At 61.8% G+C, this 14061-nt stretch carries 15 protein-coding genes; 6 read left to right on the forward strand and 9 right to left on the reverse strand.

Going from position 1 to position 14061, the window contains the following annotated elements; genetic code table 11:
- Positions 1-140: 140 nt before the first annotated feature.
- Positions 141-1013, reverse strand: a complete 873-nt coding sequence (locus BB347_RS09895; protein WP_076581038.1) for a deoxyribonuclease IV — start codon at positions 1011-1013, stop codon at positions 141-143.
- Positions 1014-1409: 396 nt separating this feature from the next.
- Between BB347_RS09895 and BB347_RS09900 the strand changes: the two genes are divergently transcribed.
- Both BB347_RS09900 and BB347_RS09905 read left to right on the forward strand, forming a co-directional pair.
- Positions 1410-1685: a hypothetical protein gene (locus tag BB347_RS09900; protein WP_076581040.1), complete on the forward strand. Its 276-nt coding sequence runs from the start codon at positions 1410-1412 to the stop codon at positions 1683-1685.
- 91 nt (positions 1686-1776) lie between these two features.
- Positions 1777-2976 carry a redox-regulated ATPase YchF gene (locus BB347_RS09905; RefSeq protein WP_076581042.1) on the forward strand — a complete coding sequence of 400 codons (1200 nt, stop codon included), beginning with the start codon at positions 1777-1779 and terminating at the stop codon, positions 2974-2976.
- Positions 2977-3154: 178 nt separating this feature from the next.
- Here BB347_RS09905 and BB347_RS09910 read toward each other — a convergent pair whose 3' ends face one another.
- The 4 genes from BB347_RS09910 to BB347_RS09925 form a co-directional block, all read right to left on the reverse strand.
- Positions 3155-3388, reverse strand: a complete 234-nt coding sequence (locus BB347_RS09910; protein WP_076581044.1) for a hypothetical protein — start codon at positions 3386-3388, stop codon at positions 3155-3157.
- Complete coding sequence (locus tag BB347_RS09915) at positions 3385-4545, reverse strand: sugar-transfer associated ATP-grasp domain-containing protein (RefSeq protein ID WP_168170943.1); 1161 nt, start codon at positions 4543-4545, stop codon at positions 3385-3387. Before BB347_RS09915 ends, BB347_RS09910 begins: the two co-directional genes overlap by 4 nt.
- Positions 4546-4589: 44 nt before the next feature.
- A complete protein-coding gene (locus BB347_RS09920; protein WP_083687735.1) occupies positions 4590-5546 on the reverse strand; it encodes a 7TM domain-containing protein in 957 nt (318 codons plus the stop codon).
- A 127-nt stretch (positions 5547-5673) separates the two neighbouring features.
- Positions 5674-5898 (reverse strand): hypothetical protein, encoded by a 225-nt coding sequence (locus tag BB347_RS09925; RefSeq protein ID WP_076581050.1) that lies wholly within the window; start codon positions 5896-5898, stop codon positions 5674-5676.
- A 162-nt stretch (positions 5899-6060) separates the two neighbouring features.
- Between BB347_RS09925 and BB347_RS09930 the strand changes: the two genes are divergently transcribed.
- Complete coding sequence (locus tag BB347_RS09930) at positions 6061-6726, forward strand: hypothetical protein (protein ID WP_236995938.1); 666 nt, start codon at positions 6061-6063, stop codon at positions 6724-6726.
- Here the strand turns inward: BB347_RS09930 and BB347_RS09935 are convergent.
- The 3 genes from BB347_RS09935 to BB347_RS09945 form a co-directional block, all read right to left on the reverse strand.
- Complete coding sequence (locus BB347_RS09935; RefSeq protein ID WP_076581052.1) at positions 6723-8570, reverse strand: carbon starvation CstA family protein; 1848 nt, start codon at positions 8568-8570, stop codon at positions 6723-6725. The genes BB347_RS09930 and BB347_RS09935 overlap by 4 nt on opposite strands.
- 122 nt (positions 8571-8692) lie before the next feature.
- A complete protein-coding gene (locus tag BB347_RS09940) occupies positions 8693-9643 on the reverse strand; it encodes an ArsA family ATPase (protein ID WP_076581054.1) in 951 nt (316 codons plus the stop codon).
- Positions 9643-9939: a hypothetical protein gene (locus BB347_RS09945; protein WP_076581056.1), complete on the reverse strand. Its 297-nt coding sequence runs from the start codon at positions 9937-9939 to the stop codon at positions 9643-9645. Before BB347_RS09945 ends, BB347_RS09940 begins: the two co-directional genes overlap by 1 nt.
- Before the next feature lie 156 nt (positions 9940-10095).
- On the opposite strand from BB347_RS09945, the gene BB347_RS09950 reads away from it, so the two are divergent.
- Positions 10096-11424, forward strand: coding sequence for a CobW family GTP-binding protein (locus BB347_RS09950; RefSeq protein ID WP_076581058.1), 1329 nt, complete (start codon positions 10096-10098; stop codon positions 11422-11424).
- Between the two features lie 42 nt (positions 11425-11466).
- Here the strand turns inward: BB347_RS09950 and BB347_RS09955 are convergent, their stop codons facing one another.
- Positions 11467-11880, reverse strand: coding sequence for a polyketide cyclase (locus tag BB347_RS09955; protein ID WP_076581060.1), 414 nt, complete (start codon positions 11878-11880; stop codon positions 11467-11469).
- A 90-nt stretch (positions 11881-11970) separates the two neighbouring features.
- Between BB347_RS09955 and BB347_RS09960 the strand changes: the two genes are divergently transcribed.
- Together BB347_RS09960 and BB347_RS09965 are read left to right on the forward strand one after the other, a co-directional pair.
- Entirely contained in the window at positions 11971-12198 is a 228-nt protein-coding gene (locus BB347_RS09960) for a hypothetical protein (RefSeq protein WP_076581062.1), read from the forward strand.
- A 169-nt stretch (positions 12199-12367) separates the two neighbouring features.
- Complete coding sequence (locus BB347_RS09965) at positions 12368-14053, forward strand: spermidine synthase (RefSeq protein ID WP_076581064.1); 1686 nt, start codon at positions 12368-12370, stop codon at positions 14051-14053.
- Positions 14054-14061 lie beyond the last annotated feature (8 nt).

Genomic DNA, 14061 nt, shown 5'->3' on the forward strand with positions numbered 1-14061 from the left:
GGTATCCAGCCGTGATAAACCCTCTCGCCGACAAGGCCAGGCCGAACCGTTCGGCGCTCACTCGAGCACACAGCCGCGTCGTAGCGTTACGGTCGTCAAATCAGTCCTCAGATTCGTCAGGTCAGCCGTCGACCGGCAACTCAGCCGTCTTCTCGGAGTTCTTTGACTTTCTCGATGTTCCAAGCGAAGCCGCGGCCGTCCTCGGTCGGCGTCTCGAGTGCGAACGGCAACTCGCGGAGGTCGGGGTGGTTCACGATGGCTTTCATGCCGTCCTCGCCGATGTAGCCCTCGCCGATGTGGGCGTGTTCGTCTTTGTGCGTGCCCACGTCGTGTTTCGAGTCGTTGAGGTGGATGTACTCGAGGTGCTCGAGGCCGACCTCGTCGTCGAAACGGCCGACCGTCTCGTCGACGGCCTCGGGCGTCGTGAGGTCGTTGCCCGCGACGAGCGTGTGCGCGGTGTCGATGCAGATGCCGATATCGGTCTCGGTACGGTCGATGATACCCGCGAGTTCGGAGAACTCGCCGCCGAGTTTCGTCCCGCTGCCGGCGTCGGATTCGATGAGGATCTGAACACCCTCGGGAACGTCGAGTTCGTCGATGAGACTCGCCGCGTTGTCGAGGCCGCCTTCGACGCCGGCACCCGTGTGCGCGCCGAGGTGGACGTTGACGTACGGAATGTCCAGTCGCTCGGCGGCGTCGAGTTCCGCCTGCATGCTCTCTTTGGACTTCCGTCGGAGGTCGTCTTTGGGGGTACAGAGGTTGACCAGATAGGACGAGTGGATGACCCACGGCCCCTCGAGTTCGTCGTCGGTTTCCGCTTGAAAGCCTGAGGCAGCCTCGTCGCTGATCTCGGGTTGTGCCCAGACCTGCGGCGAGGTGGTAAAGACCTGGCCGCAGTTGCCGCCGAAGGCGAGTTGTCGGTGGACCGCGTTCCGAATGTCGTCGTAGGGCGGTGTTTCGTCGTCGGACGAGACGCGCGAGCCGGAGATGGATACGTGTGCGCCGACCTTCATGGTCACCTGTCAGTACCGGTTCGTGATAGGGATACTGATTTCTGGAACCGCTGGAGGATCGTTCGACGCGCCATTCCTAAGAGTAGTGTCAACGGTGGTAAGAGCGAATAGCCGATTCCCATCGTAATAGAAACGGACGACGCTTCACTTCCCTGCGATTCGTACGTTCACTCGATGTCGTTGAGTGAGATTCTCAATGGAGAGAATATGACTGGAAAACAGGCGGCCACGGTATTCTTCCTGTGGCTCGGGTTAGTACTGACTGCCGGCTTCTTGCTCGTTCTTACTGTCCCGTAATCCGGTCGGCCCGCCTTTAGAAGGCGAGCGCCGTTCGCGAATCCGCTCGTGTTCCGCTTCACAGGTATCGTACACGAAAACCACCCCTTTCACTGAAACATGGACTCATCACCGGACATCCTGAAACGCTTCGATATCGACGCGACAGACGCGGTCGTGAAAGCACACCTGCAGACGGCATTCGTCGACCACCCGACGCGAGGGCCGTACGTCACCTCTCGGAAGTTGTACGAGGACGTCGAAGGAGAGATCGACGACCGGTTCTCGGTCGAACTCTTCGGCATGTTCTGTGAGAGCCGATCGTACCTGGAACGGTGGTCGCGCGGATACAGCGGCGCGTACCGCTACCGAATCATCGAGTCCGAACTCGAGTAGTCGCCAGTAGCCGTCGTTCGTGCCATGGTCCCTCGTAGCAACCCGCTACCGGAAGGAAACGCGTTTAGTGAGGGCGGACGAGAGACGGCTAATGAGCAAGAGTTACCGGATCGGACTCGTCGGCAAACCCTCCGTCGGCAAGTCCTCCTTTTTCAACGCCGCGACAATGAACGACGTGCCCGAGGGTGCCTACCCCTTCACGACCATCGACCCGAGCGTCGGCGAGGCCTACGTTCGCGTCGAGTGTGCGGCCCCCGAATTCGACGAGGAGTGTACGCCGAACGTCGGCTACTGCCAGCACGGCACCCGATTCGTTCCGACGAAACTCGTCGACGTCGCTGGGTTGATCCCCGGCGCTCACGAAGGCAACGGGCTTGGCAATCAGTTCCTCTCGGATCTCAACGAGACCGACGTGCTCGTCCACGTCGTCGACTTCTCGGGGGAGACCGACCTCGAGGGCGAACCCACCGAGGGTCACGACCCGCGCGACGACATCGCCTTCCTCGAGGAGGAACTCGACCAGTGGTACCTCGGCGTCCTCGAGAAGGGGATCAATAGGTACGAATCCGGGTATACGACCGAAGACGACGCCATCGAGGAAGAGCTCGCCGAACAGATGAGCGCGTTCAAGACGAACGAAGACGAGATCAAGCGACTGATCCGGCGGACGGACGTCGGTTTCGAACCCGAGGAGTGGGGCGACGAGGACAAACTCGAGTTGGCCCGCGAAGTTCGAAAGGAGACCAAGCCCATGGTCATCGCGGCGAACAAGATGGACACGCCCGAGGCACAGGACAACTACGAGGAGATTACGGGCGACCCCGACTACGAGCACCTGACGATCGTCCCCTGTAGCGCACACGCCGAGAAAGCGCTCAAATCGGCCGAGAAAGCCGGCGTTATCGACTATCGACCCGGCGACGACGACTTCGAGATTCTGGACGATGTCTCGAGCGACCAAGAAGACGGCTTAGAGCAGATCCGCGACTTCCTCGACGCCTACGGCGCGACGGGCGTGCAGGCGGCCCTCGAGACCGCGCTCTTCGACGTGCTCGGTGTGACGCCGGTGTTCCCCGGTGGTGCGAACGGATTGGGGAACGAACGAGGCGAGGTGCTTCCCGACTGCTACCTGATCCCGCCGAACTCGAGTGCGGAGGACTTCGCGTACAGCCTGCACTCCGACATCGGTGACGGCTTCCTCCACGCCATCGACTGTCGAAGCAACCGCCAACTCGGGAAGGACTACGAGGTCGAGTCTCGAGACGTCATCGAGATCATCACGACGAACTGAGCGCTGCGCTTCTACCGCCACCGAGACGACGCCAACGAAACCGGTTCCCCGTAAACGGGTGACTCCGTTCGGCGAGAGTGCGTAAATCGGGTGTTCGAAAAGCAGTGGTGAACCGACCGCACGTGACTCGCTCGGACAACGCGAACGGCGAGCGACGGTGTTCGAGTAGCGAATCCGACTACGACGGCGGCTTTCGTTCGCGGACGTGGCCGGTCGCCTCGAGGAACATCACGATCGTGAACACCGTTGGGATGCCGGCGAAGATGAGGACGGGGAGTCCCACTTCGACCGTTCCGGCCGTCTCGAGTGGCAGTTCGGCCGGTATCGGAATCGGAACCGTCTGTCCGTTCACCAGCCAGACGCCGGGTAACAACAACGCGAGCATCGCGACCGCGCCGAAGGTTCGTTTCATCGGTCGTTCACCCCTCGAGAGTCGCCGACGGTGTTTCCTGGGGCGGAATCGGTCGCCTCGCTCGAGGACGACTCGTCGGCGCTTCCGTGTTCACCGTACATGGTGAGTTCGACCGCGGGCTGGCCTCGCCCGTCGTCGTCGAGGTCGGCGTAGACGCCGCCGACCATGTCGCTGGGTGGTTCGACGGGAAGTTCACCGTCGCGCTCCCACTCGGGGGCGTCCCAGCGTTTGGCCAACTCGATACCGTTTTCGTGCCAGTTCGCCGCGTCCCACTGACGCGCCAGTTCGATCTTCTCCTCGGGGGATTTGAGGTCGAAGGAGTCCGGCAGCGACTCGATGAAGGAGGTTCGCTTGAGGAGTCCGTTGAACGTCGAGTTCTGGATCCCGAGACCGGGTCGGGCGTTGATCTCGAGGACCATCGGTCCCTCGTCCTCGTCGATAACGATGTCGACACCGGTGTAGCCGAGTCGGGAGACTTCGGCCGCTTTGACGGCCGTCGAGAGTACCGACGACCAGCCGGGGATAGCGAACGACTCGAGGTCGACTTTGGTGTCGGGGTGTTCGTTGAACCACTTGTTCGTACTCTGGTAGCCACCCTGTGCCTGACCGTTGGCGACGTCGAGACCGACGCCGACGGCACCCATGTGGAGATTCGCCGCGCCCTCGGACTCTTCGGTCGGTAGCCGGGTCATCGCCATGATCGGGAACCCTTTGAAGACGATCACGCGGATGTCCGGAACACCCTGTCCGGCGATCGAGAGCAGGTGATCGTCCGGGTGGATCAGGCCCTCGATGACTGCAACTCCCTCGAGTCCCATCGGGTCGTACTGCCCTTCGGTGATCGACCGGACGTGGGCGAGCAACTGGTCCGGCGATTTGAGTCCCTTCGAGGTCTCGAAGTCGCCGGCGTCGGTTCGGTCCGTGACGACGATGATCCCTTCGCCGCCGTAGCCGCTGTCGGGTTTGATGACGAACTCGTCTTTCGCCTCGAAGATCGCTTCGGCATCCTCGAGTTCGGACGGAGATTCGACGAGCGCGTACGTCTCCGGCGTTGGGACGCCGGTGCCGTGGAACGCACGTTTCATCGAGGCCTTGTCGAGTTCCGGATTGAGGTGGGGCGGGTTGTATTCTTTGATGAGTCGGTTTCGCCGGTTCATCGACATGACTTCGGAGGGTTCGACGCGCGAGGCGTCACTGCCGACTAGTCGTCGGACGGGAACCGTGAGGTTGTGGAGTTTCGCCGGTTCATCGACATGACTTCGGAGGGTTCGACGCGCGAGGCGTCACTGCCGACTAGTCGTCGGACGGGAACCGTGAGGTTGTGGAGTTTCGCGCGGATCGTACTGACGACGGCTCCGAGCCGTGAGCCGCCGTAGACGTTTGAGAATCGAAGGTACTCCTTGACGCGCATGGACGACTGCGTGCCGAGATAGACGTTCGCTGCGAGAATAACGGCCCACGTCTCCGGCGTGTCCATAATCCAGGTGATCAGCGTCTCGTTGCCGATAATGGCTGCGGCGATTATGATCGAGACGACCGTCCAGGAAAACCGTACTGCGGGTGCACGCCAGCCGCGTTCGGAGAGTTCACGCGCGAAGCGGTCCGCGTACCAGGCGGTGACGATCGCCGGGAAGAATACCTGCAGGGCATCGATCTGCTGTGGCAGTACGCCCGTATCGCTCATCACGTGAAACGACGTGATCCCGATGGAGACGACCATGACGAGTCCGCCGATTCGGTGTGCCGTCCCGAGTCGGAACGGCTCGAGGATGAGGTACGTTCCGAGCGCGAGCAAGAAGACGTTAGTAAACAAGACGAGCCCCCAGAAGATTCCGCTTTCGACCAGGATGAACGAGATGATGATCGGCCCGAACATGCCATACGTGACGAGTCCGACCTTACTCCGAAGGACGGCGATGATGAGGCCGGCGATCAGCAACTCGAAGAAGATGCGATAGGGCTCGAGTGGCTGTTGTGCGAAATCGAGTTGATATCTAAACTCAACGCCGAGAATGACAATAGTCGCAAGTAACCCGAGGAGCGGAGCGTACTTCGCGAACGCCGAAGCGAGTGCAGACGAGATGCGCGATCCGTCTGCCGTTGATCCGACGCCTCCATTTCGAAGTGACATTACCGGATCGTCGGCAAAGTTAGTCATTGCTATCAACGAGATAAGCGAACATACGAAGACTGTATCAACGGCTGCAAACAGTTGCAAAGTTTGAAAGTGTTGACTGACTCCCACTAACTGTTCGTTAGTAGATACTGGCCTCGAGCGCGAATCGTCACCGATTCCAGACGAAACGGGTCGTCGCTCGCTCGAGTTTGCTCGTTACCTTCGAGAGCCAGAATCCCGGAGAGACGTAGCGGAGTTCTCGTTCCTCTACCTCGATTCGCTTACCACTGTACGGGCCGTACTCGCCTTCCTCATCGGTCCCCTGGTGTGCACGCACAACGTCGACCGTAACGGACATCGAACATCGGCCACACGATTCACGGTCGGGTGCCATATCGGATGTACGCTCGCTCGAAGCAAAACCATTGTGTCCCGATCAACATTCTGTGTCGATTCTCAGACGATCACGATCACGATAGGTGTCAATTAAATTTTAGAATTCCGGTAAGGCCCCCGACGCCGACGCACTTTTCCCCTCCCCGTGGTATCACCAGCCATGGACGGAACCGACCGCGACTCGCCGATCGAACGCGAGGAGTCCGAGCAGACTGGGTCTGGGGAAACCGAGTGGGACGAGTCGACGGTACCACCCGAAGTCGTCGAAAACGTCCCAGTCTGGGACGACGAGTACCTCGATCGCGTCAGCGACCGGCTCATGCACACCTACGACCTCGATAAGGACGTCCGAGTCGACGGCGAGTCGTTCGACCTGTACGGAGAGCTACGAGTCGAGAGCAGCAAACACCTGTTTCATCCCTCAGTTCAGTACGCGAACCACCACATGCGTGAGTATCTCTACGCGGATCGTCGCTCGAGCGTCTCGCTCGCCGACCTCGAGCGCCTCGTGGAGTTCGGCCACGAACTGGCAGACGAACGCGTCGAACCCAACGACCAACATCGGGCGACGGAGTTTACGTTCGTCGTAATCGTGCCGGAAATTTCCGAGGACGTCCACTCGTTCGTCAGAGGATTTACGGACCGAACGCTCCTTCGTTTCGGGTTTCACGGTCACTACGAGATTCATTGTTGTGTCGTCGCACCCGAGGAAAAACGACTCGTCGCGAGCAAACGCACGGAGATCGACGACGCGTTTCGACTCTGGGAGCGAATCGACCACAAAAGAAGCGTGTTCGAACAGCTGCGAGCAGCTGTCTTCCGTTAGTCGTCGTCTGCACCCGGCGCTTGACTACCGGGATCGGAGTCGAGGAGGTCGTCTCGTTGTTCTTGCAGGTTCGCGTATCCCAGTCGGATGATCGCGATCGCGAGCCAGATCAACACGAGCGCGATGGCCATTCGCAGGCCACTCGAGACAAGCTCGAGTATCGTCGCGTCGGCCCGTGCGTCGGCGTCGAGGAACATCGTGTAGAGGTTCTCGTAGACGACGAGCCAGAGCAGTCCGATGATCGTTATGGCCGTCATCACGACAACCGGGATACCGGTGCTCAGTAGCTGTTTCGTGTCCTTCCAGTTCGCCAGCCAGATGGTCGCTGTCAGCAAGGCGAGTGCGGCCAGGAGCTGGTTCGCACCGCCAAAGAGCGGCCAGAGTTCTTCCCACTGGCCACTCGAGACGAGCAAGAAGGCGGCGAACGTCGCCAGACCGGTGTTGACGTACTTGTTCGCGGCCGTTTCTTCGACTCCTGTCTCGGGCGTGCCGACCAGTTCCTCGATCATGTACCGACCGAGTCGAAGGCCGGTGTCGAGGCTGGTCAACAGGAAGCTCACGAAGACGAGCGCCATGAAGATCTCACCGTACTCGAAGGGGATGCCGAGACTCGTCAGAATGAGTCCACCACCCTCCGCGAAGTTCGGGAGTGCGGCGTCGATGCCGCCGATGTCGTCGACGTCCGTAATCGCGACGACGGACACCGCTGCGAGCGCCGTTGCCGCGAGCAGTCCCTCGGCGAGCATGCCGCCGTAACCGATCAGACGCGCGTCGCTCTCCTTGTTGAGTTGCTTCGCCGTCGTCCCGGAGGAGACCAGCGAGTGGAAGCCACTGATCGTCCCGCAGGCGATGGTGATGAACAACAGCGGGAACAGCGGCATCGCAGCGGGTGCGAGGTCGCCGCCCATGAAGCTCGTGTATGCAGGGAGTTCGGCCGTCAGCGGTTCATCGGACGTTCCAAACGCCGTCCCGACGAAGACCGCGGTAATCGCTCCGCCGACACCCGCGTAGAGCAGGAACGACGAGAGGTAATCTCGAGGCTGGAGCAAGATCCACACGGGAAGGATGCTCGCGACGAATGCGTACCCCAGTGACACGAGGATCCACGCGGCGGTGTTCGCGCCGAAGAGGGCCTCACCGGGCACCCACGACGCTAATTCGGCCGGCAGGAGTACCGTGGTGTCACCGGCGAATCCGGACGGCTCGAACAGTGCAATCGGGAATTGAATCCCCGCCCAGATGCTCGCGAACACGCCAAGGACGAACAGGACCGTCCCGCCGATAAACGACAGGTTGAGTTGGTACAGCCAGACGCCGGCGAACAGCGCCAGCGTGATGTACAACAGGCTCGCGGTCGCCGCCGGTGGGTAGGCGTCCAGAATCACCGCGACGAGCAGTGAGAACACCGCGACGACGAGGATGATCACGAGGAACGCGAACCAGAGGAACATGTTCTTCCCCCGTTCCCCGATGTACTCGCCGATCACGAATCCGATCGACTTCCCCTCGTGGCGAATGCTCGAGGACAGCGCCATGAAGTCGTGGACGGCACCCATCAGCGGGTTCCCGATCGCGACCCACAGCAACGCCGGGAGCCATCCCCAGACGAGTGCTGCGGTGACCGGGCCGGCGATCGGTGCCCCACCCGCGACGCTCGAGAAGTGGTGTCCCAGCAAGACCGGTTTCTTCGCCGGAACGTACTCTTGTCCGTCTTGATACTTGTGGGCCGGCGTCTCACGTGAGTCGTCGAGTTCGACGAATCGCGAGAGATACCTCCCGTATCCGATGTAGCCGACGGTGAACAACACGACCACCGTCGCGACGATCCAGATTACCCCTGTCATAGGTTTCCACACAGTGGATTAGAGTAGTACAATATAAATCGTGTGGTACAACCGGTCGTTCGACCCTCACAGAAGTTGATAATAGAAACGCCGCTCGGGGAATAATCGGAAAATTGGGTAGCTCAGGTGTCGATCTCGAGTTCTGACGCGACGTTCGCCAACGAATCGCGGCGTACTTCGCTGACGCGCGATTCGATTTCGGCCACGATCGGCGGTGAGAGTGTCGTCCGGGCGGTCTCGAGGCGATCTCGCTCGGTTTCGACTCGCGACCGGAGGTACCGTGCACCCCGTCCCTCCTCGTCGGGGTCGGGCTCGGGAGTCAGTTTGTTCGCGACGAGTCCTCGAACCTCGAGTCGGTGTGAGTCGAGTTCGTCGATGGCGCGGCCGGTTTCCCGAATCGAGAGCGAATCCGGGTTGAACACGAGGAAGAACGCGGCGTCCTCGCGCAGCGTCTCCCCGGCGTACTCGAAGAACTCCTTGCGATTTTGGAGATGAGCGAGGACGGGATCACCCTCGAGCACCCGTCGGGGCTCTCTATTCCCCAGTGCGGCCTTCTCGTAGAGATCGATGCTCTTGCGGCGTTTGGCCATCAGCCGGTCGATCCAGCCCTCGAGGTATTCGGGCAGCGAGAGCAGGCGCAACGTCCCCCCGGTCGGCGACGTGTCGAAGACGATTCGGTCGAAGGCGTCGGCCTCGCGCATCACGTCGACGAACCGATCGAACAGGGCCGCTTCGTACGCTCCCGGCGTGCCGTGGGCCATCTCGATCTGTCTGTCGACTTCGTTGACCATCGCCGCCGACACCTGCTCTGAGAGCTGTCGCTTGACCGACTGGAGGTGATTCGACACCTCCTCCTCCGGATCGATTTCCATCACGTGGAGGTTCTCGACGCCGTCGACGGCTCGCGGTTCGTCGGCGAACGATTGCTCGAAGAGGTCGCCCATCGAGTGGGCCGGATCAGTCGATACGACCAGCGTCTCGAGGCCAGCATCGGCACACTTGTGCGCGTACGAGGCCGAAACCGTCGTTTTCCCGACTCCACCCTTCCCACCGAAGAAGACGTGTCGGTCCATTAGAAGTGATACTGGCGACCTTTGCGCTCGACGAGCGAGCCTCGATCCCACAGTCGACGCTCCCAGGCTTCGAACTCGTCCTCTAAGTACGGCAGCAGTTCCGACGTGTAGTAGGAGACGGGCGACGGAACGCCGAAGGCGTCCGGGAAACAGGCCAACATGAACGTATCCTCGTGATCCTCGGCTGCCGCCTCGATCTTCTCGTAGGCGGGATGAGAGAGCATTCCGTGATAGAGCCCGCGGAGCCACTCCTCGAGGTCGGTTCGAAACGCGGCGATCCGGTCGGCGAGTGTCATCGTCGGTCATGCTCGGCCCCGAAGACAAAAAGATGTCGCGTGCGTTCGGCCTCGAGGGCCAGAGACGCGCCGCTGCGTCGAAACCGAAACCGGGTGGTGAAAAGACGGTGACACGAATACCACAGTTCTTGACGCTCGAGTCACAACCGCCACGGTATGCAACTCGACTCCGGTGGGATTCCCGTCACCGTGCTCTCTGGCAGCCTCGGTGCGGGGAAGACGACGCTGCTCAATCACCTGTTGGAAACCGCGGGCGATCACGACCTCGCCGTGTTGGTCAACGATATGGGCGAGGTGAACGTCGACGCCGAACTCGTCGCCGAAGGGTCGGATCTCGACACGGGCGGCGTCACCGAACTCTCGAACGGCTGTATCTGCTGTGAACTCCAGGACGACCTCGAGACCGCCGTCGTTCGACTCGCCCGAAACAGGGACTTCGACCACCTGCTCGTCGAATCGTCGGGCATTTCGGAGCCCGAACCCGTCGCCCGGCTCTTTACGACCTCCTCGCGCGTGGCCGCGAGTTACGACCTCGACGCGCTCGTCACCGTCCTCGACACCCGGCTCTTTCTCGACGCCTTCGCGGGCGAGGTCATCCCAGTACGGCAGGTCGACCCCGAGGCAGCCGATATCGATGCGGACGCCGGGGCCGTCGAGGACGAGCCACGTCCCCTCTCGGACCTCCTCATCGAGCAACTCGAGGTAGCGAACCTCGTCTTGCTCAACAAGAGCGATCTCTGTACCGACGACGAACTTGAGGAGGCGACGTCGCTCGTCCGAGCGCTCCAGCCCGATATCGAGACGGTCCGCACCGAGTTCAGCGCCGTCGATCCGGATCGCCTCCTCGGCGTCGACCTGTTCGACGCCGACCGAATGGGCGAACTGGCGGGCTGGCAACGCGCACTCGAGGACGAACCGGACGACGATCACGATCACCACGCCGACAGTACCGAAGCCGACGATCACGGTCATAGTGACCACGCCGACCACAGCGACCACGCCGATGAGGGCCATAACGACGGCCACGACCACCGCCACCCCGACGAGGTCTACGGGGTCGAATCGTTCGTCTTCCGGTCGCGTCGCCCGTTCCACCCGGAACGATTCGAAGCCTTCCTCCGAGAGCTCCCGGAGGAGATCGTTCGATCCAAGGGAACCGCGTGGATCGCCGGCCGAGACGTGAAAGTCGAACTCTCGCAGGCTGGGCCGTCCGTCCGCGCGAGCGTCATCGGTCCGTGGATCGCCTCGCTCTCGGATGCCGACCAACAGCTCTATCGATCGAATCGACCCGGCCTCGAGTGGCACGACGAGCACGGTGACCGACAAACGGAACTCGTCTTCATCGGCACCGAACCCGACGAGGACGCGCTGCGAGCCCACCTCGAGGACTGCCTGGTCACCGACGAGGAGTGGAACCGCACGGACGACCTCGAGAATCCGTTCCCCGGCGAGGCGGGCGAAGAAGTGGTCGTTCGCGAGCCCTGAAGCCGGGTATCCGCCACCTCGTTTTCGGCCGCTGACCCGGACTTAGCCGAACGCCGCCTCGAGTTCCTCGAGTGCGCGGTTCAACTCGCCCTTGCGCTTCCAGGCGGCGATTCGGTCGCCAAACGGCAGCGGAGCGGCGAGTGAGACCGACGAGCGAATCGTCACGACGGTTCCCGATCGTTCTTCCTCGAGTTCGATCCACGTCTCCATGTGCGAAAACGGCCCGCGTTCGCCCTCCTGCGTGTAGTAGATGGCTTCCTCCCGGTCCTCGAATCGCAGCGGCAATTGCATTCCCGGCCCACTGGCGACGACGAGCGTCGCGCCCTCGTCGTCGGCGTCCTCGACGTGGTCGACGGTGAAACTCCCCTCCGCTTCGACGATCGTCTCCGGCTCGAGCCACGCTGAAACCGCTGCAGCTGAAGCGTCGACCGCTCGAGACACCGTAACTTCCCGCATATCGTCACTATTCGACTCGGCCGATATAAATGCCGGCGGCCGAATCCGCGCAGGGAAACGGCTAAGTGGGAGACGGACCCGTATTCAGCCATGACGAGTGCCGACAACAACCAACGCGGCTTTCGCGACGGACTCGAGTCCTCTCGGGGCGACCCTCGCGTACTGGCCGTCATCAACGCGATCCTCTCGACGCTATTCGCCTGGCTCGCGGTGTTCGCGAGCGACATCGTCGGCATCGCCTCGCTCACCGCCACGAACGTGATCGTCGTCGCAATCGGCGTGTTCCTCCTCACGCACGTCATGACCCGAAGTAGTTGAGGCGTCTCAACGCTCCAATCGATTTTCTGGGAAGACTGGCACTCGCCCGCACTTGTCGCGTTTGCGCCGTTCTCGCTGTCGGTTCGGGGTCGTCGCACTCGAGTACCGCGTTCACGTCCATCGCGTCAAGCCGACAGGTACTCACCGCCCGGCCGTTTTCGAACAGGCAATGGACGCGCGGACCGTCGCGAACTACCGGCCCACGAAACCCGAACTCGCCGTCTTCGTCTCGGGTGTCACCAGTATGGGCCTCGAGATTCTCGCCGTTCGCCTCATCGCACCGCAGTTTGGCAATCACATCTACACGGTCGGCGGCATCCTCACGGTCGTCCTCGCCGCGTTGAGTCTCGGCTACTGGCAGGGTGGAAAACGGGCCGCCACCGCAACGAACCGAGAGATGTCGTGGCTCATGCTCGCGACGGCGGTCTACGTCGCCGTCGTCATCTACGCCAGCGAGTTCCTCATGCAGTACACGGCGACGCTCGCGTTGCCGCCTCGGTACGCGTCGCTCCCCGCCGCGATTATTCTCTTTGGCCCGCCGACGTACTTACTCGGGTTCATCAGCCCCTACGCTGCCGAACTCTCACAGAAACGCGGAACCGGCGAAGCCTCGGGCCACGTCTACGCCCTCGGGACGATCGGCAGCATTCTCGGCTCCGGGGCGACGACGTTCGTCCTCATTCCACAGCTCAGCATCGACGGCATCGGCCTCCTCTTCGGCGTGATCCTCGTCGGAACCGCACTAATCCTCGTCTCGCCCTCCCTTCCCCGGAAGCCAGTCCTCACGAGCGTCGCCGTCGTTTTGCTGCTCGTCGCCGCGACCGGTGCTGGCCCCGTCGCGATCGATCACCGCGGAGACGTCGTCTACCAGACCCAGACGGCCCACCAGGAACTCGAGGTCGTCGACGACGGCGACGAGCGAACGATGTACCTGGATGGAGCCCGCCACAGCGCGATGGACCTCGAGGATCCCGACCGACACGTCTTCGCCTACACCGAGTACTTTCACCTGCCGATGCTCGTGAACGACGATCCCGACGACGTCGACGACGTCCTGTTTATCGGTGGCGGCGGCTACACTGGTCCACAGGACTTCGAAGAACGCTACGACGCGGACGTCGACGTGGTCGAAATTGATCCCGAAGTCACCGACGCCGCCGAGGACTACTTCGGTCTCGAGCACGGCGAGAACATGACCTCCCACGCCGAAGACGGCCGGCAATTCCTCCAGGATACCGACCAGACGTACGACGTGATCGTCCTCGACGCCTACAAACAAGATCAGGTGCCGTTTCACCTGACGACGGAGGAATTCATGGAACTCGTCTCCGATCGACTGGCCGACGACGGCGTCTTACACGCGAACGTGATCGCCGCACCGAGTGGCTCAGCCGCCGAGTTCTATCACGCACAACAGGAGACGATGGACGCCGTCTTCCCCGACACGTACGCATTCCGGACGTCTGACTCGAGTTCCATCCAGAACATCCAGGTCGTCGCGACCAACGACGAGACGAATGTCTCCGCGGACGACCTCCGCGAGCGAAACGACGAGCGAGAGATCGGCGTCGACCTCGAGGACGCCATCGACAACAAACTCGGGGACCACGACGCCGACGCACCCGTGCTCCGGGACGACCGCGGCGAGGTCGACACCCTGCTCGATCCGATGCTCGGCCAGCGCTACGTCATCGAGGAGACGGATGGTGACACCGAGAGCGGGGGCACAGGTCCCGCCGAACCAGCAGTGATACTGGCACCTGATTCGGGTATCTCGTCGCTCGAGACGGACTCGCCGTTGCTCGAGAGTGGTGTCTCTTCGCTCGATGCGGACGCGGTTTCCGTTCAGGAGTAACGCGTTTT

Origin of the sequence: Natronorubrum daqingense (assembly GCF_001971705.1) — an archaeon.
Taxonomy (GTDB): domain Archaea; phylum Halobacteriota; class Halobacteria; order Halobacteriales; family Natrialbaceae; genus Natronorubrum; species Natronorubrum daqingense.